This window comes from Paenibacillus woosongensis (assembly GCF_030122845.1).
In the GTDB taxonomy this organism is placed as follows: domain Bacteria; phylum Bacillota; class Bacilli; order Paenibacillales; family Paenibacillaceae; genus Fontibacillus; species Fontibacillus woosongensis_A.
Genome location: NZ_CP126084.1, coordinates 3292670 through 3316664 on the forward strand (window position 1 = coordinate 3292670; position 23995 = coordinate 3316664).

Below are 23995 nucleotides of genomic sequence, written 5' to 3' on the forward strand. Positions count from 1 at the left end.
TGGAAATTAGTCCTTACGGAAGCTCCGTGTTCGCTGCCTGCTGCGTCCGCTGCAGCGCTTCGAGCATCGCTCCCGGCACCGCCGCCCCGCTGAGCACTTGCTGGAATCCGAGCCCCAGTGCCTCATTGACCGGCGTCTGGACAAGCGCGTCATAGGCGGGATAGGAAATATCAATTTGCTCTACGCCGTTAAAAATGTCCTGCAGCAAGGGATCGCTCACCGTATCCGCAAGACGTTCGGCATCGATGACTAGAGCAGGAAGCACACCGTCCTCCTTCAGCCCCCGCAGCTGCATTTCCTCCGTCCAAAAATTCACGATGAACCGCTTCACCGTCAGCAATTTTCGCGGATCGTCCGCCATCGAGCTTGAAAAACCATACCCGTTGTTAAAGTCGTTCATGACGATGTAAGGGTCACCCTCCGCTTCCGGCGGCATGTTGAAGTAACCGATTTTGCCGATGAAATCACCCGCCTGCTCAGGATCTCTGAAAACAGAGTTCGCCCAAGATCCGTCCATCATCATGATCGCTTCGCCGCTAATGATTTGATTTCTCATATCGGTATATTCCGCGGCCAGCTCGCCAGGCATGTAATATCCTTTGTCGACCCATTCCCTATGCTTCTCGAAGGCCCGTACGACATCCGGGTCGGTCCACTTGGCAGTGCCTGACCTGAAGCCGTATGTAATCTCGGGTCCGGCGAAATAAGACCATAAATTGTTCGTCGTCATTAGCGGAACCCAGGCTTCCTTGGAGGACTGGGCAAACGGAATTTTGCCGTCCGCCTTAATGAATTCGGCCAGCTGCTCCAGCTCGTCAAGCGTCCTGGGCACATGAAGCCCCTTCTCTTCGAAATAAGCCTTATTATAAAAAAAACCTTCGATTGACGCTCCGGCCGGCAAACCGTAAACTTTTCCGTCATGCGTATACGGCTCAAGACCCCTGATTTTATGTTTGAGCCCCAGCTCATCCAAAATCGGGGTCAAATCGAGCATCAGCCCTTCCCGTGCATAGATCCCGGAATCCGGGCTGCCAAATACGTCGAAGATGTCCGGCGGCTTGCCGGCCGCCATCTCGCCGCGCAGCTTCTCCTTGCGGTTCACCTCGGAATCGACCGCGTCCAGCCGGATTTTCAAACCGGGAATATCCGCTTCGGTCTGCCGAACGACATCTTTCAGAATCGCCAGCCGAAATTTCTTGGACTCCCCCACCTGCGTATGTCGAATCGTTACTTCAAAAGGCTCGGCATGAACTTCTTCCTGCCCTCGTATGGAGGATCCATTCGCCCCTGCCGGGCTGGCGTCCTCGTTCCCCTTATCGCATCCGGATGCAAGCATGGCCGCTGCGATGAAGGGCAGAACAAGGCATAATATGGAACGATTTCTCATTGAATGCAAAGCCCCCTATTTTAGATGAAGCTATCTCTATTATAGTCTGGGCAGCTGCCTTTCGTAAGGGAATAATTCTCTGCAACAGGGGGAGGATTAAACGAAAAAAGAGCCGTCCTGATCAGCGATCTGCCAATCGGGACGACCCGTTTCTAGCCATATGATGTTATGAAATCGCGGATAGCGTCTGCTTTTTTCCTTCTTCAATCAGCTCGTATGCCCGCTGAACCTCTGCCTCCGTCGGTGAAGGCACGCCCTCCAATGGATAACTCCAGCCTAGCTCCTGCCACTTGTATATGCCCATCTGATGATACGGAAGTATTTCAAATTTCTCTACGGCGTTCAGTTCACCGATAAAGCGTCCGAGATCCAGCAAATCCTGTTCATCATCGGTCAGGCCTGGAACAAGCACGTATCTGATCCACATGCTGCGGCCTTCCTTAGACAGCCATTTCGCCATGTTCAGCATGCGTTCGTTCGGCTTGCCGGTCAGCTTGATATGCTTCTCGTTGTCAATATGCTTCAAGTCAAGCATGACCAGATCGGTGACATCCAATAGCTCGATAATTTTCGGGCCTTCATTATAACCGTTCGTATCGAGCGTCGTATGCAGATTCCAGCGCTTCTTCACTTCACGGAATAATTCCGTTACGAATGGCGCCTGCAGCGTAGCTTCTCCACCGGAGACCGTCAACCCGCCGCCTGACGTCCGATAGTAGTTGAGGTACGGCTCAATTTCAGCAAGCACCTCTTCCAGGGTCATTTCTTTACCGTCCGTCAGGCTCCATGTATCGGGATTGTGGCAATATTGACATTTCAGCAAGCAGCCCTGCATGAAGAGGACGAAGCGAATGCCCGGGCCATCGACCGTTCCGAATGTCTCCAATGAATGTATGCGACCTTTAAGCATGTTTCGTCACCCTTTCTGTAATTGGCTGCATGTATTGCATTCCATCCCCCTATCTGTATTACATCGAACCATGGAAGGTGCGGTTGATGACATCGAGCTGCTGTTCGCGAGTCAGCTTGATGAAGTTAACGGCATAGCCGGATACGCGAATCGTCAGCTGCGGATAATTCTCAGGGTGCTCCATCGCATCCATCAATTGTTCGCGGTCAAAGACGTTGACGTTCAGGTGATGGGCTTTGCTGCCGAAGTAGCCGTCCATCATGGCAACCAGGTTGTTCTTGCGGATTTCCGGTTCTTTGCCGAGCGCTTTTGGCACGATCGAGAATGTGTTGGAAATACCGTCAAGGCTGTGCTCGTAAGGCAGCTTGGCGACAGAGCTCAGGGATGCCAGCGCACCCTTCTTATCGCGGCCGTGCATCGGGTTAGCCCCTGGCGCGAACGGTTCGCCTGCTTTACGACCATCTGGCGTTGTTCCCGTCTTCTTACCATATACCACGTTGGAGGTAATCGTCAAAACAGATTGCGTCGGCATTGCGTTACGATATGTTTTGTGCTTGCGAATCATCTCCATGAAGCTCTCAACGAGTTCAACGGCAATTTGGTCAACCTTATCGTCGTTGTTGCCGTAGCAAGGGAAGTCGCCTTCGATTTCAAAGTCTACGGCGATGCCGTTTTCGTTGCGGATCGGTTTGACTTTCGCGTATTTGATAGCACTGAGCGAATCGGCCGCTACGGACAGGCCGGCGATACCGCAAGCCATCGTGCGGAGAATGTCGCGGTCATGCAAGGCCATTTCTATCCGCTCGTAGCAGTATTTATCGTGCATATAGTGAATGACATTCAATGTATTTACATACAATTTAGCAAGCCATTCCATCATCGGCTTGAAGCGTTTCATCACTTCATCGTAATCGAGATATTCGGATGTGATGGCCGGGAATTCAGGAGCAACCTGAGCACCGGATTTCTCGTCCTTACCGCCGTTGATCGCATACAGCAGCGCTTTGGCCAGATTCGCGCGAGCGCCGAAGAATTGCATTTGTTTCCCGATTTCCATCGCGGATACGCAGCAAGCGATACCGTAGTCGTCGCCATAGATCGGACGCATCAAATCATCGTTTTCATATTGAATCGAGCTTGTCTCGATGGATACTTTGGCGCAGTATTTCTTGAACGCCTCCGGCAATTGCTCAGACCAGAGCACGGTCAGGTTAGGCTCAGGCGCAGGTCCCAGGTTATACAGCGTATGCAGAAAACGGAAGCTGTTCTTGGTTACGCGGGTAGCACCTTGTACCGTCATCCCGCCGATCGATTCGGTTACCCAAGTAGGGTCTCCGCTGAACAGCTCATTGTATTCCGGCGTACGGAGGAATTTCACAATGCGCAGCTTCATGACGAAATGGTCTACCAGCTCTTGTGCTTCAACTTCTGTAATTGTGCCTTCGGCAAGGTCACGCTCGATGTAGACATCGAGGAAGGAAGATACGCGTCCAAGGGACATCGCCGCGCCGTCCTGCTCCTTAACAGCAGCCAGATATGCGAAATAGAGCCATTGGAATGCTTCTTTTGCGGTCGTCGCAGGTCTGGAAATATCGAAGCCGTGCATTTCACCCAGCTGTTTCAATTCGCCAAGTGCGCGGATTTGCTCGGACAGCTCTTCACGCAGCCGGATGACATCCTCGTCGATCACATCGACTTCAAGACCTTTCAGTTCATTTTGTTTTTGTTTGATCAGGAAGTCTACGCCATAAAGGGCCACCCGGCGATAGTCGCCAATGATCCGGCCGCGTCCGTAAGCATCAGGCAGACCTGTAATAATACCAGCTTTGCGGGCCGCTCTCATCTCCGTAGTATATGCATCGAAAACGCCTTGGTTATGCGTCTTGCGAATCGTCGTAAACATTTCAATAATGCTTTCCGGCAAATCAAATCCATAAGCTTTGCAGGAATTGAAAACCATGTTAATGCCGCCGAATGGATGGATCGTACGTTGGAACGGTGCGCTGCCCTGCACGCCGACGATTTGTTCCTTCTCCTTATCCAAATAGCCTGGAGCATGAGATACAATCGTAGATGGCGTGTTCACGTCAACATCGAGCACCCCTCCAGCTTCCCGCTCTTTCTTGGTTAGATCGGAAACGATATCCCACAGGGCCACCGTGTTGTCCGTAGGTCCTGCCAAGAAAGCTTCGTCACCGTGATAAGGGGCAATGTTATGGTCGATAAAATCGCGAACATTGACTTCCTTCATCCATTTCCCTTTTTTAAAACCTCTCCATGCGGACTGTACTTCTTGTACTTCTTTTTCAATCACCGACATCTGTATTCCCTCCATTTATATAGTGTATGCGGGGTTGAAGGCTACATCCCGCACCCTTGGATCCCTAAAATTTGTGATAATTTTCACAATTCAGACACTGATAAGCCCATTTTTACCATTTATACGAATCCATTCAACTCATCAACGTATGAGGGATCTTTATACTGCTATGATATACCAGATTGGACAAAAGGATTGTGACAAATATCACGTTTCGAGTGATATTTGTCACTATTTATTGAACGCCTTATATTCTAATTATTTAAATTTTAGGCAGCCCGGATTTTACTCCTCAAAGCGTCCGTAGAATGCGTCGCGGTATACTTCCGCAAGCTCGCTGACCAGCGGCAGCTTCGGATTCGCCGTCGTACATTGGTCCTCGAAAGCACGGTCAGCCAAGTAATCCACGCGCGCTTCGAAGTCCTTCGCATCGAAGCCTAGCTCCTGGAAGCTCGCCGGAATGCCAAGCTTCTTGTTCAGCTCGCGGATCGCGTTGATGAGGCTCTTGACGCCTTCTTCCGTCGTACGAGCAGGCAGTCCCAGGATGCGGGCGATTTCCGCATAGCGCTCGTCAGCCACAAAGTGTTTGTATTTAGGCCATGCTGCGAATTTCGTAGGCTTTTTCGCGTTGTAGCGAATCACGTGCGGCATCAGAATCGCGTTGGTACGGCCATGTGCGGTATGGTATTGACCGCCCCATTTATGCGCCAGGCTGTGGTTGATTCCCAGGAACGCATTGGCAAAGGCCATACCTGCCAGCGTCGAAGCATTATGCATTTTCTCGCGCGCCAGCTTGTCGCCGGTCAACGCCGATTGCTCCAGGTACTGGAATACGAGCTGGATGGCTTTGATAGCAAGACCGTCCGTATAATCATTCGCCATGACCGATACGTAAGCTTCAATCGCATGCGTCAGAACGTCCATGCCCGTGTCGGCTACAGCCACTTTCGGCAGGCTGTATACGAATTCAGGATCGATAATTGCCACGTCTGGCGTCAGCTCGTAATCGGCAAGCGGATATTTCGTATTGCCGTTGATTTTATCCGTAATAACTGCGAACGAAGTCACTTCCGAACCTGTACCCGAAGTTGTAGGAATCGCTACGAATTTGGCTTTTTGACCGAGACGCGGGTATTTGTAGATCCGTTTGCGGATATCCATGAATTTTTGCTTCAGGTTATGGAAGTCGGTATCCGGATATTCATAGAACAGCCACATTCCTTTTGCAGCGTCCATCGGCGAACCGCCGCCGAGTGCGATGATGCAGTCCGGCTGGAATTTAGCCATCAGCTCGGTTCCCCGTTCCACCGTCGTTGTCGATGGATCCGGCTCAACATCCGAGAACACTTCGATTGCAACTGGAGTTTGGCGCTGACGCAAATAATGCTCGACTCTTTCTACATATCCGAGTTTGACCATCATCGGGTCGGTTACGATCAGCACCCGGCTGATGTCCGGCATTTTGGCTAGATATTGCGTCGAATTTTTCTCGAAATAGATTTTGCTTGGAACCTTGAACCACTGCATATTCACGGTACGACGATTCACCCTTTTCACATTGATCAAATTAACAGCCGTAACGTTCGACGAAGTCGAGTTGCGTCCGTAAGATCCGCAGCCCAGCGTAAGCGACGGCAGGTTCGTATTATAGATGTCCCCGATCCCGCCTTGCGAAGACGGCTGGTTGACCAGAATCCGGCAGGTCGGCATGCGGTCTGAAAATTTTTGAATGATGTCTTCATTGTTCGAATGGATAACCGACGAGTGCCCCATGCCTCCAAATTGCACAACTTCCAGCGCACGATCGATGCCTTGCTCCGCTGTTTTCACTTTGTAGCAGGCGAGCACGGGGCTCAATTTCTCGGCAGACAACGGGAATTTAGGGCCTACGCCTTCGATTTCGGCTACCAGGATTTTTGTTCCCGCAGGCACTTCAATGCCGCACAGTTCGGCGATCTTCGTAGCAGGCTGACCCACAATCGTCGGGTTCACTGCGCATTTATCCGCAATGATCGCGCCGGCCGTTAATTTGGCAGCTTCCTCTTTGTTAACGAAATAGCAGCCGTTCGCAATCATTTTTTTCTTCACTTGGTCGAAGATCGGTTCTTCGATAATGACCGCTTGCTCGGAAGCACAAATCATGCCGTTGTCAAAGGTCTTGGATAAAATAAGGTCGTTGACCGCTTGATCCAGATCAGCGCTTTTCTCAATGAAGCAAGGTACGTTGCCAGGACCAACGCCCAGCGCCGGTTTGCCGCAGCTGTACGCCGCTTTAACCATCGCGGAGCCGCCGGTAGCCAGAATGCAGGCTACGTCAGGATGATTCATCAATGCATTCGTACGGTCCATGGACGGATCCTCGATCCATTGGATACAGTCCGCTGGCGCGCCATGTTTGACCGCAGCTTCCAGCAAAATTTTCGCGGCTTCTGCGCTGCAGCGCTGTGCAGATGGATGAAAGCCGAAGATGATCGGGTTGCGGGTCTTGATCGCGATCATCGCTTTGAAAATCGTCGTGGATGTCGGGTTGGTCACTGGGGTAATCCCCATAATAATGCCAACTGGCTCGGCGATTTTCTGGAAGCTGTCGTAAGGGTTATCCTCGATGACGCCAACTGTCTTGTCGTACTTGATGCTGTTGTGGATGTACTCTGTCGCGAACATATTCTTGATGATCTTGTCTTCATATACTCCGCGGCCAGTTTCCTCTACAGCCATCTTCGCTAAATACATGTGCTTGTCGAGGCCGGCAAGCGCCATCGCCTGAACGATCTTGTCAATTTGCTCTTGATTCAATTCCATAAACGCTTCGGTCGCCTTTTTCGCTTTGTCGATCAGGGATTGGATGTAATCCTCTGCGGTAGGCTGCTGCTTTGTGGTCACATTGTTCTTTACGGCCATTTCTCTCATCCTCCTAATTTCATATGGACCAACCAGGGAAGTCTCTCTAGGGTGCGTTGCCTATTGTGAATATTTTCACTTTCTGGCTTATCCATCGGAAGCTTTAGCTTCTCTTTTGTTACCTCAATCATAACACAGGATTTTGGGTTTGTATAGTGAATGTTTTCACAATCTTTAAAGAAATGAAAATTTTCATCTTTATAGTTTGTTTTTCATTCCGTACTTTCAACGATGGTTCATGAATTTAATTTCATAGACCGCCCTGTTCTGCAATGAGTTTTTAGACGATTAGGTAGTGAAAATAGTCACAATGTTAGAATTTAGACACTTTTGAGGCCTTGCAAGCCGCCCCAAAGCTTGAAGTTCGGTATATAATTAATTTAAATTAATTTAAAATTTTCAGAAAAATTTGGAGCATGAGGGGGATTTAAAAATGACTCAATTCGCAACGGCAACCCCGCCCCGTGGGAATACGAGCTGCTTTACGGAGCAAAACTTCAACCGGCTTCTCGTAACCATGAAAGACAAGACGTATCCGGAAGGAACGCATCTGTTCTGGGAAGGAGACTTCTCCGACAAGCTGTTCTTCGTTAAGCGAGGGCGCATTAAATTGACCAAATCCACGGACGAAGGCAAGGAGCTTATTCTATATATGTACGGGCGCGGAGACATGGTTGGCCAGGCCGATCCCTTCTTCAGCTCGAAGCACAGCTTTACCGCCGAAGTCATCGAGGACAGTGAAATCGGCATTATTGAACAAAAAGATCTCGAAATCATGATCTGCCAGCATTGCGACTTTGCCATTGACTTCATGAAATGGATGGGCATCCATCACCGTCTGACGCAGACCAAGTTCCGCGACTTGATGATGTACGGCAAGCCGGGAGCGCTTTGCTCCACCCTGATCCGTCTCAGCAATACCTATGGCGAGAAGCAAGGCGACAATATTCTGATTAACAAGAAAATTACGCATACGGATCTGTCCAACATGATCGGTGCAACCCGCGAAAGCGTCAACCGGATGCTCAGCGATTTGCGCAAGAAGGATGCGCTGGAATATGTGAACGGCATGATCCTTATTAAAGACCTTGTCATGCTGCAGGACATTTGCCACTGTGAGCTATGCCCCAACGAAATATGCCGGATTTAATGATGGTAAGACGCAAGGAAGCAACCTCATCTCGGGCCGGGAGGAGGTTGCTTTTCATTTTGCTGCAAGGCAGTTCCTGCGAGACTTATATTTGCTGCTTGTTGGAATCCGCACCCGCATTCGCCGGCTCATTGCCGCTTCCTCGCGCCTCTTCCTGTTCCCGGTACTCGGTCGGAGTTACGCCGGTATAGCGCTGGAATACCTTGGAGAAATAACGCCTGTCGCTATAGCCGACCAGGGCGCCGATTTCGGTTACGCTGCGGGAAGTCAACCTTAGCATCGTCTTGGCAAGCTCCATGCGCTGTTTTCGCAAATGTTCAACGAACGTCTCCCCGTAATGGTTCTTAAACAGATGACTGAAATAGCTAGAACTGATATTCAGGTGATTCGCAATGTCGTCGACCCCAATGTCCGTACTCAAATTGCGCTGAATATATTCTCCGGCCGAAATCATCAGCAGCTCGCTGGATTTCTTATTGATCTCAAGCTCCCTGATGTGGCTCTCCAGCTCCGAGATCACGTTCAGCAAATCCTTCACGTTCTGGCTGTGCTGCAAATGCTGCCACATCTTCCCCTCTTCCCGGGAGTTCATAAAATCAAGCTCGCGCATTTCCCGGAGCAGATGAATAATGCTATATTGCAAAAACTTCTCGATTCCCAGCGCCGAACGCTCGGAAATATGCGGCAAATTGGCCTTCAACTGCCCAAGCCCCTGCTCGACCTTCGATTTGTCGTACATTTTCAGACCTGAAGTGATTTCCTCAACAAGCTGCCATTCCGACACCGCAGCCGCATCGCGCGCCAGCGCGTCCTCCGTCATAGGGAGCAGCTGTTCATGGCCCGCTTGCAGCATTAAGCCGCGCTGCAGCTTCATATACGTCTGGGACAGTCCCCCGATCTCCAGGGGCCCCTGCTCCCAAGCCAGACTGACCGTTAGCTTGATATGGTCCTTGACCGCCCGCTGGATTTCCCGGGCCCACTCCTGCATCTGCGGTGAGCTGGCAGCATTACCCGAACGCTCGAACTGCAGCAGGACGCACCACTCCCCCTGGCGCATTTGGACCACTGTATAATGAGGCTTCTGGCCCGGAATTGCCTCCTGCAGCACATTGCGCACCGCAAAATTCCACAGCTTGCGCTCCTGCTCCGTCCATGACACGGTACGCTGCGCATAATCGTCCAAGTCTACCAGGAACAGAGCGTATTGAAGCTCCCTGCCCCGCTCCTCCTCCAAACCCCATCGGGGCACATCGGCCGCAAAGCCCATCAGCACGTCGAACATCATTTTCTCGTTTGCGAGTCCGATCATCCTTTGCAGCTGCCGCTCCGCACAGCGCTTCTCCGACCGGCGCGAGCGGACTTCATCCGCAAGCTTGCCAATCGCCGCTTCCAGCTCTGTATAATTGATCGGCTTCAGAATATAGTCCTTCACTCCGTGCTGCAGCGCAAGCCGGGCATATTCGAACTCCTGATACCCGGTCAGCATAATAACCTCAGTCTCATAGCCGAGCCTGCGGATCTCCCGGAGAAATTCCAGGCCGTCCATCAGCGGCATCCGGATATCGCACAGAATGATGTCCGGCTCAAATTCCATGACCAGCTCCAGCCCCTTGACGCCGTTGCGAGCCGTCCCGACAAGCTCGATCTGCATTTCGTTCCAAGGAATTGCATTCTTCAAATGATTGAGTATGAGAGGCTCGTCATCAATGAGCAGCGCCTTGATATCCACAGAGCATTACCCCATTTCGTCGTTACCGTTCTACTGTTAATCTATCCTTTTACCCCTCCGGCCGTCAAACCTTCAATGATCTTCTCTTGCAGAATGGCATAGATCACCATGACGGGTACGACGCTGTAGACGATTCCGGCCGACATTTGCGCATAGTTAATGCTGAATGCGTCACGGAAGCCTACCATTCCCACTGGGAGTGTCTTAAGCGAGTCCTCGGACAGAAAGTAATTGGCAAGCAAAAATTCATTCCAGTTGCCGAGGAAATTAACGATAAAGACCGTCACAAGCGCCGGAACCGTGAGCGGCATCACCACTCGGGCAAAAATGCCGGGAGATCTCAGTCCGTCCACGACGGCAGCTTCCTCGATCTCACTGGGCAGCGATTTCATGAAAGCCGTTAAAATGACGACCGAAAACGGGATAGAATTCGCCGCGTAAGGGATGAGCAACGCCCAGTGCGTATCCAGCAGGTTCGTCGAGCGCATCAAATTATATATTGGCAGCAGCAAAGCATTTCCCGGTATGAGTATGCCTAAAATGATGATTTGATACAGCATCGGGCTAAGCTTCGTGAACCGCATCCGGGTAAGCGCAAAGGAGGCCATGGAAGCCATGATGATCGTAGCTATCGCGGCAATGACAGCAATGTACAAGCTGTTCAGAAAATAAGTGCTTATTTTCGCATTCACCCAGGCTTCCACGTAGTTCGACCACTGGAATTCTTTCGGAAAGCCGAACGGATTTTGGGCGATCGCCAGATTGTCGGTCTTCACCGATGAGAACAGCACGAACAAGAATGGATACAATATGACCAGCAAATAAATCATCAACAGAATATGAGCCAGGCTGCCCTTGAGTTTTTTTGTCATCAATATTCGATCCTTTCCGTTCTTCTCACTACAAGGACTTGATAAAGCGCAGTAATGATAAGTGTAAAAATAAAAATCAAGACCGCGATGCTGTTCCCGTATCCGTATTTAAAGCTGGTGATGGAGTGCTTCAGCATGTAGGTGGCCATCACCTCGGTAGAACCGGCCGGTCCGCCCTTGGTCATGACGATAATAATGTCCGCCGCTTTCATGGCTCCGGCGATCGACAGCATGATGACAACCGACACGATCGGCATAATGAGCGGCATCGTGATCCGCATGGCCCGCTGGAAGCCTGTCGCCCCGTCAATCATCGCCGCTTCGTCCAGCTCCTTCGGAATGGAAATGATCGCCGCCAGCACCATGACGATATAGAATCCTGTCCACTGCCAAGCGTTCGTGATCAGGATGGAGATCATGGCCCAGTTGCGGTCCGACAGCCAATAAACTTTGTCGATGCCGAACAGTCCAAGCACATGGTTGAACAGCCCGATATCCGGTTCATAAATGAATCCCCACAAAATACCGATCACCGCCGTCGACATGACGGAAGGCATGAACACGGCCGTTTTATACAGCCCCTTCAGCTTCTTGACGTTTGCAATCAGAAGCGAGAATAGGATAATCAGCGGAACTTGAATAAAAACAGAAAACAAAATAAAGAAACCGTTATTTTTGACCGATACCCAAAACGCGTTTTGGCTCATGGACTTCGTATAATTTGCTAACCCGGTGAAGTTATACGTCTTGGCAATCCCGTTCCAATCGGTGAAGCTGTAAAATGCGGCATTAGCTACGGGATAAATAAAAAATAATACGATACCGACAAAGGTCGGGATCAGAAACAACGCATACATCAGCGGACTTCTCATCGCCTTATTCATAGAAAACCCTCCAGCTTCTTACTTGGTTGCAACATGGCTGTGCTGTGAAAAGGAGCACCACCTGGATTAGCTGGGGTGCTCCACATGTCAATATACGCTGTTATTGTCCGGCTGCATTCGCTTCGTCTTGTACTTTTTGCACGGCGTCAAGCATAGCCTGCGGGTCCTGCACGCCTTCGATGACGCGATGGATGCCGCTGCTAAGCTCGGTATTGACTTCAGCCTGCACCAAGGCATCGAACGCTGGCCACTTGTACTCTAGTTCATTCATGCGCAGAATGATTTCCTTGATCAGATCATTAGCCGCGTTGGCCTGCAGGTCTCCCTCGCTCAAAATCATGGAAGGCAGCAGTCCGTCCTCCTTCAGACTTTGCAATTGGACTTCATCGCTGAAAAAGTTCTTAATGAACGCCTTAACCGCTTCCAATTTTTGCGGATCATCCGCTACCTTCGCAGAGAACCCATAGCCGTTGTTCGAGTCAACCATCGAGCTGAAGCCGTCTCCTTCATTCAGCGGTGGCATGACAAAGAAGCCAAACTTGCTCTTGCCGTCCGCGTCAACCGCATCGTTGAACACCGAAGATGCCCAGGAACCGTCGTACATCATAACGGCCTCTTCGGTCAGCAGCTGGTTGCGCTGGCTATTGTAGTCGATGCCAAGCTCACCCTTCTTGAAATAACCCTTCTTCACCCATTCCTGGTGTTTGCTCACGGCTTCGACCATTTTCGGATCGTTCCATTTCGATTCCCCGGTCTTGAATCCCGCCGTGAAATCCGCTCCCGCATAATACGACCACAGGTTATTCGTCGTCATGAGCGGTACCCAGGCATCCTTGGAGCCTTGGGCGAAAGGAACCTTGCCATCAGCCTTCACTTTCTCGGCAAGCGCTTCCAATTCGGCCAGCGTTTTCGGGACTTCCAGCCCTTTCGCAGCAAAATACTCTTTGTTATAGAAATATCCTTCGATCGATCCGCCTTTTGGCAGGCCGTATATTTTGCCATCGTATGTCCAAGGATCCAAGTTGATGAAACGGTCCCTCAAATTCAACTCATCCAGAATTGGACCGATGTCGAGAACCAAGCCTTCTTTGGCGTATACGCCGATATCCGGGCTGCCGAAGGCGTCGAAAATATCCGGAGGATTGCCTGCAGCCATTTCGCTTCTCAGCTTGTCTTTCCGGTTAACCTCACTATCCACACCGTCCAGCTTGATCGTCAAACCAGGAACCTGCTCCTCGGTTTTGTTCTTTACTGCCTCCAAACGAGCCAATCGATTTTTGTTCGGTTCCCCGATTTCGATATGGCGCATCTTTAACTCAAACGGCTCCGCCTTGCTGCCTTGTGGAGCATTCCCGCCGTTGGTGCCCGTGTTAACCGGTTCTGCGGCGTTGTTGCTTTTTCCGCAGCCTGCCACCAAAGCGCCGGCCATGAAAATCAGACTTAACATCATCATCAGACTCTTTCTCACGGTTTGACCTCCCTAATAAATGAGTAGTATTGCTTTGCACCCTCATTATAAAATAAGGCTTCCGGCCTGTAAGGATGACAAATCCACTATTCGAGGAGATATTTCTATGGACTTCATTTCCAGCATGAGCATCAGCACCAGCGTCAACACCAGCGCCGTCGTCCAAGCTCTAGGCCGAAGCAAAAAAAAGACGTCCCCAGCCGTGACCGGCTGACAGGACGCCTTGTTGCTATATCCGCTTCTTCATTTCGAGTCACCATTCTGCTTGCGTACAGGGGAGATGAACCAGTAGGCCATGCCTACGAATACGATGCCGCCTATCATATTCCCCAGCGTTACGGGAATCATGTTGTGCAGCCAGCCGGCGAGAGAAATCGTCTCCGGATGGCCCGGGAGCAGCAGCGAAAGACTGAGTAAGGTCATGTTGGCGACGCTGTGCTCGTAACCGCTGGCAATAAAGGCAAAGAGGCACCACCAGATCAACACCAGCTTGGAGATGTCATCCTTGGCCCGGTTCGCCATCCATAGCGCCAGACAGACCAGCCAGTTGCACAATATTCCGCGAAAAAACAGCTCTGATATCGGGGCGGCCATCTTTTTCGCTGAAGCGGCGAAGATCAGATGCTCCGGTCCAGCTGCCTTGAACAGGCCCGAGCCAACAATGAGCAGGCTTAGCGCCACTGCGCCCGCCAAGTTGCCAAGGAACACAATCGCCCAGTTCTTCAGTGTGTCGCCTGGCGACGTCCGCTTAGCGAGCGTGCTGATCGTAAAAAACATGTTGTTTCCCGTAAACAGCTCCGAGCCGGCAAAGACGACCAAGGTGAGGGCTATCCCGAAGGATGCCCCCATGACGAGCGATTGAATGGGAGATTCCGCTTTGGCCAGCGGAGCGCCGAGACTAAAAATAAGGATGATCCCGAGCCCCACATAGGCACCGGCGAGCAATGCGGATACGATATACCTCGGCAGGCTCTCCCGCATCGCATCCCTTTTCTTGACTGCCGCTTCAATAATGGCCTCGATATTTTGTGTATACATACCAGTTCTCTCCCCTTTGCTCCCGTCTTCATACAAGCTTGAAAACGCGACTAACTTCCTATGCGCCAATCCATACGCCGCCGTTCTCTACCTTCACCTCATATACCTTTACCTGTCCGGTATCTGGAGCTTGTACCAGCCCCGTTGTTAAATCGATCTTCCAATCGTACAGCGGATCATATAAATAGTGGCCCGACACGATGCCCTCGGCCAGCGGTCCGCCCTTTGGGTGGGGATTCCTGTTCTCAACGGCATAAATCCGGTCGGAGGAATCGCGGAATACGGCAATTTGCTCGCCGTTTAATTCCACGATCCGCCCGATCTGCTTCATAAACATATCCAGCGTGCCTACATGGTGCATGGTCTCCTGCGTTGCTCCCATCTCCATTCTCCTCTCTGATCGTTATCCCTTCATTTCTACGCTATGGAACATTTTGCTGCGGCTGTCATGGTCATTCAGCATTTTGCTCCAAGGTTCCTCCGCCTGTTTCAAGGCGAACTCGACGCGCTCTACCAGCTCCCGGCGATGGTTCAGATCGTCGACGGCAACAGCCTTGATTTGCTCCAAGCCAACGCGTTCGACCCATTCCGAGGTGCGTTCCAGATAATTGCCCGTCTCCCGGTAATATTGGATGACGGCGCCGCATACTTCGATGAGTTCCTCATCCGTCTTCACCTTGCATAGCGAATCCGCCAGGCGGGCTTTAATGCCGCCGTTGCCGCCGATGAAGATTTCCCAGCCCCCGTCGTTGCCGACGATGCCGATGTCCTTCGTGCACGCTTCCGCGCAATTTCGCGGGCAGCCGTTGACAGCCATTTTGAATTTGGCCGGATAGTCGATCCGCTCGAACTTGCGTTCCAGCAGCGCTCCCATACTCATCGAATCCTGGGTGCCGAAACGGCAGAACTGCGAGCCTACGCAGGTCTTGACGGTACGCAGCGATTTGGCGTAAGCATACCCCGACGGCATGCCGAGCTCTTCCCATACCTTCGGCAGGTCCTCCTTTTTCACGCCAATCAAATCGAGGCGCTGGCCACCGGTCACTTTAACTACCTTAACGTCGTATTTCAGCGAGACATCGGCGATCTTCTTCAAATCTTCCGGTGTCGTTACGCCCCCGTACATCCGCGGAACGACCGTATACGTTCCATCCTTCTGAATGTTGGCGTTCATCCGTTCATTGACGAAGCGCGATTCTTTCTCGTCCTCATGGGTGTCCGGATAGATCATACCCAGGTAATAATTGAGCGCAGGGCGGCACTTCGAACAGCCTTCCGGCTCATTCCAGCCGAGAACATGCATGACCTCTTTGGTCGTCTGCAGACCCTTGGCTTTGATCTCGGCGACGATTTCGTCGCGGCTGAGCGTGGTGCAGCCGCAGATGCCCTGCTTCGCTGCGGTTTTGAACCCGTCTCCCAGCACATATTGCAGAATTTGCTCAACGACCGGCTTGCAGCCTCCGCACGAACGGGTTGCCCCAGTGCAGGCCTTGATTTCGTCTACCGTCGTCAGGCCCTGGTTCGTAACTGCGTCAATGATACTTCCTTTGGTCACTCCGTTGCAGCCGCAGACGATTTCATCGTCGGACATCGTCTCGACCGTGGCCGCTTTCTTCGCCCCGCTGCCGCAGCAGCCTGTGCCCATCAGCGTATTGTACAGCTCGTCGGTCATGGTCGTTTTTTGTTTGATCAGCTTTTGCAGCTCCGCCGAATCCGTGATGTCCCCATACAGGACGGCGCCAACCATAATGCCATCTTTCAGCAAGATCTTCTTATACGTGCGCTTCCAATCATCCTTGCTCACGATGACCGTATGCTCGGGTCCGTCAATAAATTCGCCGGTCGAGAATACGTCCACGCCGGAAATTTTCAATTTCGTTGATACGACCGATCCCTCATAGGCGGCGGTTTCTACTCCGCAAATATGCTTTGCCAGCACCATACCCTGCTCGAAGAGCGGAGCCACGAGGCCGTAGCATACGCCGCGATGCTCATTGCACTCGCCTACCGAATATACGTCCTTCATCGACGTCTGCATGTAATCGTTAACGACGATGCCTCGGTTCACTTCGATGCCGCTGTTCCTGGCTACCTCAACGTTTGGTTTGATGCCTACGGCCATTACGACGAACTCTGCGTCCAGCACGGTATCGTCGGCAAAGCGAAGGCCGCTCACTCTCTCGCCGCCAAGCAGCTCGACCGTCTGCGCCTGCATTTTGAACTTAATGCCCTGGCGCTCCAGCTCCGCGCGCAGCATAAGCGCGGCCTGATGGTCCAGCTGCCGCTCCATCAGATCCTCCATCAAATGGACAACCGTAACGTCCATGCCCAATTGTACAAGCCCTTTGGCAGCCTCGAGCCCCAGCAGTCCCCCGCCGATGACAGCCGCTTTCTTGTACGTCTTAGCAGCCTCCAGCATCTGATTGCAGTCTGCAATATCGCGGAAGCCGATCACGCCTTGTTTGTCGCTGCCCGGAATAGGCAGAATAAATGAGTTTGATCCTGTCGCGATAATCACTTTGTCGTAAGGAACCCGCATCCCCTCTTCGGTCACTACTTCCTTGTGCGTTTCGTCAATTTTTACGACTTTGGTTCCCGTGTGCAGCGTAATACCGTTGTCCGCATACCATTGCCAGTCATTAAGCACGATATCGTCGATCGTCTTGCTTCCCTCAAGCACATAAGAGAGCATGATGCGATTATAGTTCGGATGCGGCTCACTGCCGAATACCGTAATTTCAAATTGTGTTGTCAGCTTCAGAATTTGTTCGACTGTACTGATTCCGGCCATCCCGTTCCCGATCACGACCAGTTTAGGTTTGTGAGTATTCATATCGAAGAATGCCTCCTTCTTAACTTGATCCTTCGTTTCCATTTCATGGTGTTATTATATAATTAAAATTTTATGAGATTGTGATTACATTCACATTAATTGTGAATATTATCACAAGAACTGTCACATTTTTCTTTTCTTCCCGCTTGCAGCCTGCATTTCGCGAAAATCGGCCTTGCGCAATTTTAGTCCAATCTTCGCGAAATGCAATCCCTCAGAGCACAGGATCACCAATTTACATTCTGATCAGCTCCAGCTGCACGTTATCATGCGGTTTAAGGCGCATTTCCAGCCCGTTCTCCTTAAGCTCTTTATGATTTACCTTTAAAACCCACATTTCATGCATGCCCGGCTGTTGCCCATTTACCGCGATAATCTGCTTGTTGTTCAAATTGAATGTAACGATTCCGCTCATTCTCAGCAGATCCCTTACCGTAATGTTATCTTCATACCGTTTCACAAACTGCAGCCGTTCCCCGCCGCCAGCGACGCCATAATTTACGGTTAATATGATCGCTTCCTGTCCCGTCAAATCCCCTTCACTGCTCACCGTCTTGACATAGACGAGGATAACGTCGCCCTTCTTCAGCTTAGTGTTCCAGTCCTCCAGCTTCAAGTCCTGCTTGTTTAATTTCACGCCCCATTCCAGAGTCGTATCCAGCGCTACATCCCCAACGGACAAGATGCCTTTGCCATCACTCGTAAGCTGGATCAGCTGACTCTCCAGCGCCTGCCGTACGGTAAGTCCCTCCATATAATCAAAATGAATACTGCTGGTTACATCAGGGATCAAGGTGCTTCCATCGATTTTCAAAGTAATGTCATGTTCCTCATGCTTATGTTCCACCGGAGCCGGAGGCTCTTCTATAGTCTGCGACGCACAGCCCGTCCCGAGCAGAGCGAGCATGGCGGTCAACATTGATATAAAAGCCGTCTTATAGTTCATATCTGCACCTGCTTTCCATTTAGGCCTCACCCGAGTTCTCTCTTTCTAGCATAACGGACTCGATTCCAGTTCTCAAACATAGATGCAGAGCAAAGTATTTTAAAGTACATATACTATAGTAGACCACCGACCATTTCTACCAACAAAAAAAGGCCCCCTCTTCAGGGCAGCCCGCATCTAGAACAATAACATGATAACTTCAATTTCGTTATTCGCTTTTAAGTATATCGTGGTCAACGTAGCGTTCGCCATTAAGCTCGCTGATTAATTCGATGGCTACCTTAGCTCCGTCGCCTGCGGTAATGATCGTATGGACGCTGACGCCGGCAGCCGTGCCCGCTGCCCAGATCCGCGGCTTGCTCGTTCTTCCAGCTCCGTCCGTCTGGATCACCGTCTTGATCCGCGGTTCCGTGCCTTCCTTCAGTTCGAGCCCGATGGAGCTGGCCAAATCGGTCAGGACGCCCGTAGCCAGAATAATATGGGATGCTTCAAAGCTGCGGCCTGAATCCGTCTTCACGGTCACTTTCGAACCGCCATTCGTATCAATGGCCGTTACCTTCTCTTCGATGAATTTGGCCCCGAACTTCTCTGCCTGTTCACGTCCAATTTGCAGTAACTCCGGACCGGATATTCCTCTGGCTCCATAATGGTTCTCGATCCATGCCCGTTTAGTCATGCTCGTATTGCTATCAAGCACAAGGGTCTCCTTCCCTGCCTTTGCCAGGAACAAAGCTGCGCTGGCTCCCGCTGGCCCTGCTCCGATCACAATGACCTCAGCCACAAGTACACCCACTTTCGTTATTATTCGTGCCGATCCGTCTCAGGTAACGGCACGAAGCTTATTCGATCCATTTCTCGGCCCAGCATTGAACCTCGCCCATGACCGGTCCTAATGCCAGCCCTTTTTCCGTCAGCTCATATTCGATTCTCACCGGCGTCTCCGGATATACGTGACGGACGAGAATGCCTTCATTCTCCAGATCCTTCATCCGTTCGGACAGCATTTTATCGCTCATCGACGGAATCAAGTTGGAGATGTCCTTAAATCGCTTAGGCCCGGTCATCAACGAATGAATGATCAGTCCGTTCCAGCGCTTGCCCAAGATCGAGAATGCCGACTCGAACCGCGGACACAGCGTATGATGCGCATCTTCCATTGCTCTTCACCTCTCTACCCGAGTGAACTCGGAAAACCTAAAACTTACGTTTAGTTAGTATATATCAACCTTAACATATTTTTTACACCGTGAACACTGGGATAATATTTGATTATACCGCAAAAAGAGCGCAGAGTGAATCCGCTTTAAGTTTCATTTCTTCCTTGCCTATCTACTTGTCACGCGCCATCTAACAAAAAGCGGCTACCGAGGCGGTAGCCGCTAATTCTAGTATACTGCTTCCTTAACCAATTATACCCACCACATATCGGTGGCGGAATCCTCGATCATGATTCCCTGTAGATTGCGTACCGCCTTCGTGAAGCCTTCCTCAATCGACATCAATCCGTCTTCATGCTCGATGCTGATCACATAGTCGTAGCCGACCAGGCGAAGAGCGCTGATGATATCGCTCCACGTCTTAAGATCATGGCCGTAGCCGACCGTACGGAACTGCCAAGCCCGGTCCATCATCGCCGTATACGGCTGCATGTCCGTAATGCCGTGCATATTGACATTGATTGGGTCCACCGAAGTATCCTTCGCATGGAAATGGTGAATCGCTCCCGCCCGGCCCAGAATGGAAATCGCCTGTACCGGATCGATGCCCTGCCACCACATATGACTCGGATCCAGGTTAGCTCCGATCACTTCGCCTGCGGCCTCGCGCAGACGCAGCAAGGTCCCAGGCGTATGGACGGAAAATCCGCCATGAAGCTCTAGACCAATTTTCACATTGCGGTCCGCAGCATATTTTCCCCATTCCGTCCAATAAGGGATCACTTTGTTCTCCCACTGCCAGTCCAGTATTTCCTGGTAATCGTTCGGCCAAGGGGCTACCGGCCAGTTCGGATACTTGGCATCCTCATGGTCGCCCGGACAGCCCGAGAACGTATTGACGACCGGAACCTCCAGCCGCTCCGCGAGCTGTACCGTCTTGACGAACGCATCATGGAATTCCTTAGCTATCGCCTTCTGCGGATGGAGCGGGTTGCCATGGCAGCTCAGAGCACTGATGATCATGCCGCGCGATTCCACCGCTTTTTTGAAGCGCTCCAAGGCCGCTTTGTCTTCAAGCAGCACGTCCGGATTGCAGTGGGAATTGCCGGGATAGCCGCCGGTACCGATTTCCACCGCCTTTAATCCCTCCGCTGCCGCCATATCCAGCGCCTCTTCCAATGAACGCCCGCCAAACAGAACGAGAAATACCCCTAGTTTCATGGATGAACCTCCTTAGCTTTATGGATTAGTCAAAATATACGGTCTTGCCGGTTCTCGCGGAAGTATAGATCGCCTCCAGAATTTCGGTGACTACAAGCGCTTGCTCCGGTTTGACGAGCGGCTCTTTATCCTCCAGAATCGCCTCAACCCAAGCTCTCGCCTCACGAACGGCATCGGTCTCCTGCTCGCCGTCAAAGAAAGCTACGCCGCCGGCGCCAAAGTCAACCTTCGTCTCGTACAGCCGGCTCAGCTTCTCGCCGTTGATCCGCAGGCCATCCTTCATGTCCGCTCCGCCTTCCGTACCGCAGAGCAGCGTCTTCGCTTCGCCCGTCTCCACCACGTTCAAGGCCCAGCTGGATTCCAGCATAATCGTGGCGCCGTTCTTCATTGTAATGAAGCCAAATGCTGAATCTTCAACCTTGAACTCCTCCGGATTCCAAGGGCCGAACGCGTTGGCGGCATTTTCGCGGCTGCCAAGCTTATGGAATACCGAGCCCGTAACGCTTTTCGGCTCATAGTTGTCCATCAGCCACAACGTCAGGTCAAGCGCATGCGTGCCGATGTCGATCAGCGGTCCTCCGCCCTGCTTCTCCTCGTCCAGGAACACGCCCCATGTCGGTACGGCACGGCGGCGAATGGCGAGCGCTTTCCCAAAATAGATGTCGCCCAGCTCCCCATCCTCGCACAGCTGCTTCAAATACAAACTGTCGCTGCGGAAGCGGTTCTGGTAAGCAATGCTGAGCTTCTTCCCGGTGCGCTTGGCTGCATCGAGCATTTGACGCGCCTGCTCTGCGGTTTTGGCCATCGGCTTCTCGCACATCACATGCTTGCCGGATTCCAGCGATGAGATCGTGATCTCGGCATGCGAATCGTTCGGCGTGCAGACGTGAACGACATCCACATCTTCCTTCAGCAGCTCGCGGTAGTCCGTGAACACTTTAGCGCCTTCCACACCATATTCCTCCGCGGCCTTTTGAGCCCGCTCTTCTATAATATCGCAAAATGCGACCATTTGAACCTCAGGCAGCTTAGCCAAGCTCGGCAGATGTTTGCCGTTCGCGATTCCACCGCACCCAACGATGGCTACTTTTAACGTTTTAGACATTGATTTTTCCTCCCTCTTGAACATAACCTTTAATCCATTCCATGCTTACTGCAATGCTCTCCAGCGAATCTCCAGCGCAGTAATCCTGCTCTACGATGATCCACTGCACTCCGTCTGCGGCAGCGGCATCCGCAATCGCCTTGATGTCGACGATTCCCCGGCCCAGCTCAACCGTTTCCGCAGATCCGTCCTCTTTCTTGACAATATCCTTCAAATGCAATAAAGGAATTCTGCCGCTGTATTTCGCTATGTACGCCAGCGGATCGAAGCCTGCATAGGTTACCCAGCAGGAGTCCAGTTCAACCTGAAGCAATTCCGGAGCGACGCGCTCATAGATTGCATCAAGCACCGGCTGGCCGTCCAGCGTCTCGGTCAGCTCGAACTCATGATTGTGATATAGAAGCCCCAGACCGGCAGCAGCGCAGCGTTTGCCAATCGCCTTCAAATCCTCAATGACTTCAGGCCAGCGGTCGCGCTCATCCTCCGCCAGGAAAGGGAAAATAAGATATCGGTTGCCGATCGCTTTGTTGAACGCAATCTCTTCTTCCAGCGCGTTGCGCAGGCGGTCATACGAAGTATGAGCCCCGATCACGGTTAAGCCCGTCTCCTTCAATATTTCGGAAACCTGTCCGGGGGTACGCCCGTAATAACCGGCAAATTCAACCCCCTTATAGCCAAGTTCGGCTACTTTGCGCAGTGTGCCTTCAAAGTCCTTCTCCAAATGATCTCTAACCGTGTACAGCTGCAATCCTAAATTCGCCATGTTCTCACCTCATATAAGTAATTGGATGGAATAATAACCATTGTCTAAGAAGCTCCAAACTAGCCAGGCCTATACAAGCACTGCCTTGTCAGCTGGACGATAAGCCCCGATCGACGGCAATGATGAGGCGCTCTCCAGATGAATATGTCTTTCTTCCCTAGATGAAGACAGGAAAGCATGCATCGCTTCGAGCACATGGTAGGCAAGCTTGCCGCTGGCCCGGTGCTCCCGGTTCTCGAGAATCGCTCTGGCCATGTCTTCGATCCCCTTGCCTCTCTCGTTGGCGCCTCCGGCAAAAGCAGGCTCAACGATGCTCCATTCCTCGGAGTCGTATTTGCGAATCTTCACCTCGCCGTCAAAGCAGTTCGGGTCGGGAACAAGCAGCGAGCCTTCCGTTCCATATATTTCAATGCGGGGAAGCGTGCTGCCACCAGGAATGTCGAAGCTCGTAATCAGGGTACCGATCGCTCCGCCTGCAAAATCAAGCGTTCCGCTGTAATGCGTCGGCGTATGCACGGGAATGCGCGTGCCTGCCCGCGGACCGGATTTCACGATACGCTCTGGGAGCAAGCTTTGCGCTGAACTGCTAACGCGAGTGATCGGCCCGAGCAAATTGACCAGTGCCGTCAAATAGTAGGGCCCCATGTCGAACATCGGTCCGCCGCCCTCCTGGTAAAAGAAATCCGGGTTCGGGTGCCATCCTTCCGGCCCTGCTCCCATCATAAACGCTGAAGCCGCAACCGGCCGGCCGATCCGTCCTTCCTGAATCGCCATGCGGCTAGTCTGGAGCCCCGCTCCCAGGAACGTGTCAGGCGCACAGCCTACACGCAGCTGCCTTGCCTCTGCGAGCTCCAGCGTCCGTTTAGCGTCTTCAAGCGATATCGACAATGGCTTCTCCGCATACACATGCTTGCCATGCTCCAGAGCGGCAATGTTGATCGCCGCGTGAGAAGCCGGAATCGTGAGGTTGAGAATGATGTCGATGTCCGGGGACTGCAGCATCTCTTCCACGGAGTATACTTGCTCAATACCGTATTCCTTGGCCCGTTCCGCCGCCTTCTCCGGCAGCAGATCGGCCAAGGCCGTTACTTTCGCAACGGTGCTGTCCTTCAAATAATTCAAATAGGCTGGGCTGATGTTTCCACATCCGATGATTCCAATTCTCATGGCTGTCATTAGAGTTACCCCCAGAAGCGTTATTGTTGTTTTGCCGTCACTCTATTAACATAGTAATTAAATCGGTTGCAATTTAAAATGAATAATATGATTGAGACATGAACAATCTGCTTATTATTTTTAACAAAGCAATGG

General features: G+C 51.7%; 19 protein-coding genes. 1 reads left to right on the forward strand and 18 read right to left on the reverse strand.

The window, feature by feature from the left end; genetic code table 11:
* Positions 1 to 13: 13 nt before the first annotated feature.
* The 4 genes from QNH46_RS15190 to adhE all read right to left on the reverse strand — a co-directional run bounded on the left by QNH46_RS15190 (position 14) and on the right by adhE (position 7518).
* Positions 14 to 1387 (reverse strand): extracellular solute-binding protein, encoded by a 1374-nt coding sequence (locus tag QNH46_RS15190; RefSeq protein WP_283925046.1) that lies wholly within the window; start codon positions 1385 to 1387, stop codon positions 14 to 16.
* 166 nt (positions 1388 to 1553) lie between these two features.
* Complete coding sequence (gene pflA / locus QNH46_RS15195; RefSeq protein ID WP_283925047.1) at positions 1554 to 2297, reverse strand: pyruvate formate-lyase-activating protein; 744 nt, start codon at positions 2295 to 2297, stop codon at positions 1554 to 1556.
* Positions 2298 to 2355: 58 nt separating this feature from the next.
* Positions 2356 to 4617 carry a formate C-acetyltransferase gene (pflB, locus tag QNH46_RS15200; protein WP_283925048.1) on the reverse strand — a complete coding sequence of 754 codons (2262 nt, stop codon included), beginning with the start codon at positions 4615 to 4617 and terminating at the stop codon, positions 2356 to 2358.
* A 285-nt stretch (positions 4618 to 4902) separates the two neighbouring features.
* A complete protein-coding gene (gene adhE / locus QNH46_RS15205; RefSeq protein WP_283925049.1) occupies positions 4903 to 7518 on the reverse strand; it encodes a bifunctional acetaldehyde-CoA/alcohol dehydrogenase in 2616 nt (871 codons plus the stop codon).
* A gap of 433 nt (positions 7519 to 7951) precedes the next feature.
* Between adhE and QNH46_RS15210 the strand changes: the two genes are divergently transcribed.
* Complete coding sequence (locus tag QNH46_RS15210) at positions 7952 to 8668, forward strand: Crp/Fnr family transcriptional regulator (RefSeq protein WP_155610235.1); 717 nt, start codon at positions 7952 to 7954, stop codon at positions 8666 to 8668.
* An 85-nt stretch (positions 8669 to 8753) separates the two neighbouring features.
* Here QNH46_RS15210 and QNH46_RS15215 read toward each other — a convergent pair whose 3' ends face one another.
* The 14 genes from QNH46_RS15215 to QNH46_RS15280 form a co-directional block, all read right to left on the reverse strand.
* Positions 8754 to 10397, reverse strand: a complete 1644-nt coding sequence (locus QNH46_RS15215) for a response regulator (RefSeq protein ID WP_283925050.1) — start codon at positions 10395 to 10397, stop codon at positions 8754 to 8756.
* A 41-nt stretch (positions 10398 to 10438) separates the two neighbouring features.
* On the reverse strand, positions 10439 to 11269 hold the full coding sequence (locus tag QNH46_RS15220; RefSeq protein ID WP_283925051.1) for a carbohydrate ABC transporter permease: 831 nt from the start codon (positions 11267 to 11269) through the stop codon (positions 10439 to 10441).
* Positions 11269 to 12153 carry a carbohydrate ABC transporter permease gene (locus QNH46_RS15225; RefSeq protein WP_283925052.1) on the reverse strand — a complete coding sequence of 295 codons (885 nt, stop codon included), beginning with the start codon at positions 12151 to 12153 and terminating at the stop codon, positions 11269 to 11271. The genes QNH46_RS15220 and QNH46_RS15225 overlap by 1 nt, the downstream gene beginning before the upstream one ends.
* A 100-nt stretch (positions 12154 to 12253) precedes the next feature.
* Complete coding sequence (locus tag QNH46_RS15230; protein ID WP_283925053.1) at positions 12254 to 13621, reverse strand: ABC transporter substrate-binding protein; 1368 nt, start codon at positions 13619 to 13621, stop codon at positions 12254 to 12256.
* 243 nt (positions 13622 to 13864) lie between these two features.
* On the reverse strand, positions 13865 to 14659 hold the full coding sequence (locus QNH46_RS15235; RefSeq protein WP_283925054.1) for a formate/nitrite transporter family protein: 795 nt from the start codon (positions 14657 to 14659) through the stop codon (positions 13865 to 13867).
* Between the two features lie 58 nt (positions 14660 to 14717).
* Complete coding sequence (nirD, locus tag QNH46_RS15240; RefSeq protein ID WP_283925055.1) at positions 14718 to 15041, reverse strand: nitrite reductase small subunit NirD; 324 nt, start codon at positions 15039 to 15041, stop codon at positions 14718 to 14720.
* 21 nt (positions 15042 to 15062) lie between these two features.
* The gene (gene nirB / locus QNH46_RS15245; RefSeq protein ID WP_283925056.1) at positions 15063 to 17492 is read right to left on the reverse strand and encodes a nitrite reductase large subunit NirB; all 2430 of its coding nucleotides are present in this window, start codon (positions 17490 to 17492) and stop codon (positions 15063 to 15065) included.
* Between the two features lie 235 nt (positions 17493 to 17727).
* Positions 17728 to 18411 (reverse strand): hypothetical protein, encoded by a 684-nt coding sequence (locus QNH46_RS15250; protein WP_283925057.1) that lies wholly within the window; start codon positions 18409 to 18411, stop codon positions 17728 to 17730.
* 235 nt (positions 18412 to 18646) lie between these two features.
* Positions 18647 to 19219, reverse strand: a complete 573-nt coding sequence (locus QNH46_RS15255) for an FAD-dependent oxidoreductase (RefSeq protein ID WP_213590487.1) — start codon at positions 19217 to 19219, stop codon at positions 18647 to 18649.
* A gap of 58 nt (positions 19220 to 19277) precedes the next feature.
* The gene (locus QNH46_RS15260; RefSeq protein WP_283925058.1) at positions 19278 to 19595 is read right to left on the reverse strand and encodes a winged helix-turn-helix transcriptional regulator; all 318 of its coding nucleotides are present in this window, start codon (positions 19593 to 19595) and stop codon (positions 19278 to 19280) included.
* A gap of 252 nt (positions 19596 to 19847) precedes the next feature.
* The gene (locus tag QNH46_RS15265; protein ID WP_283925059.1) at positions 19848 to 20816 is read right to left on the reverse strand and encodes a sugar phosphate isomerase/epimerase family protein; all 969 of its coding nucleotides are present in this window, start codon (positions 20814 to 20816) and stop codon (positions 19848 to 19850) included.
* Between the two features lie 25 nt (positions 20817 to 20841).
* A complete protein-coding gene (locus tag QNH46_RS15270) occupies positions 20842 to 21921 on the reverse strand; it encodes a Gfo/Idh/MocA family protein (protein ID WP_213590484.1) in 1080 nt (359 codons plus the stop codon).
* Complete coding sequence (locus tag QNH46_RS15275) at positions 21914 to 22684, reverse strand: sugar phosphate isomerase/epimerase family protein (RefSeq protein WP_283925060.1); 771 nt, start codon at positions 22682 to 22684, stop codon at positions 21914 to 21916. The genes QNH46_RS15270 and QNH46_RS15275 overlap by 8 nt, the downstream gene beginning before the upstream one ends.
* Before the next feature lie 69 nt (positions 22685 to 22753).
* A complete protein-coding gene (locus QNH46_RS15280) occupies positions 22754 to 23860 on the reverse strand; it encodes a Gfo/Idh/MocA family protein (RefSeq protein ID WP_283925061.1) in 1107 nt (368 codons plus the stop codon).
* Positions 23861 to 23995 lie beyond the last annotated feature (135 nt).

Coding starts and splice junctions, on each gene's coding strand:
- QNH46_RS15190 (WP_283925046.1), bottom strand. CDS start 1,387: ATGAGAAATCGTTCCATATTATGCCTTGTTCTGCCCTTCATCGCAGCG.
- pflA (WP_283925047.1), bottom strand. CDS start 2,297: ATGCTTAAAGGTCGCATACATTCATTGGAGACATTCGGAACGGTCGAT.
- pflB (WP_283925048.1), bottom strand. CDS start 4,617: ATGTCGGTGATTGAAAAAGAAGTACAAGAAGTACAGTCCGCATGGAGA.
- adhE (WP_283925049.1), bottom strand. CDS start 7,518: ATGGCCGTAAAGAACAATGTGACCACAAAGCAGCAGCCTACCGCAGAG.
- QNH46_RS15210 (WP_155610235.1), top strand. CDS start 7,952: ATGACTCAATTCGCAACGGCAACCCCGCCCCGTGGGAATACGAGCTGC.
- QNH46_RS15220 (WP_283925051.1), bottom strand. CDS start 11,269: ATGACAAAAAAACTCAAGGGCAGCCTGGCTCATATTCTGTTGATGATT.
- QNH46_RS15225 (WP_283925052.1), bottom strand. CDS start 12,153: ATGAATAAGGCGATGAGAAGTCCGCTGATGTATGCGTTGTTTCTGATC.
- QNH46_RS15235 (WP_283925054.1), bottom strand. CDS start 14,659: ATGTATACACAAAATATCGAGGCCATTATTGAAGCGGCAGTCAAGAAA.
- nirD (WP_283925055.1), bottom strand. CDS start 15,041: ATGGGAGCAACGCAGGAGACCATGCACCATGTAGGCACGCTGGATATG.
- nirB (WP_283925056.1), bottom strand. CDS start 17,492: ATGAATACTCACAAACCTAAACTGGTCGTGATCGGGAACGGGATGGCC.
- QNH46_RS15250 (WP_283925057.1), bottom strand. CDS start 18,411: ATGTTGACCGCCATGCTCGCTCTGCTCGGGACGGGCTGTGCGTCGCAG.
- QNH46_RS15260 (WP_283925058.1), bottom strand. CDS start 19,595: ATGGAAGATGCGCATCATACGCTGTGTCCGCGGTTCGAGTCGGCATTC.
- QNH46_RS15265 (WP_283925059.1), bottom strand. CDS start 20,816: ATGAAACTAGGGGTATTTCTCGTTCTGTTTGGCGGGCGTTCATTGGAA.
- QNH46_RS15270 (WP_213590484.1), bottom strand. CDS start 21,921: ATGTCTAAAACGTTAAAAGTAGCCATCGTTGGGTGCGGTGGAATCGCG.
- QNH46_RS15275 (WP_283925060.1), bottom strand. CDS start 22,684: ATGGCGAATTTAGGATTGCAGCTGTACACGGTTAGAGATCATTTGGAG.
- QNH46_RS15280 (WP_283925061.1), bottom strand. CDS start 23,860: ATGACAGCCATGAGAATTGGAATCATCGGATGTGGAAACATCAGCCCA.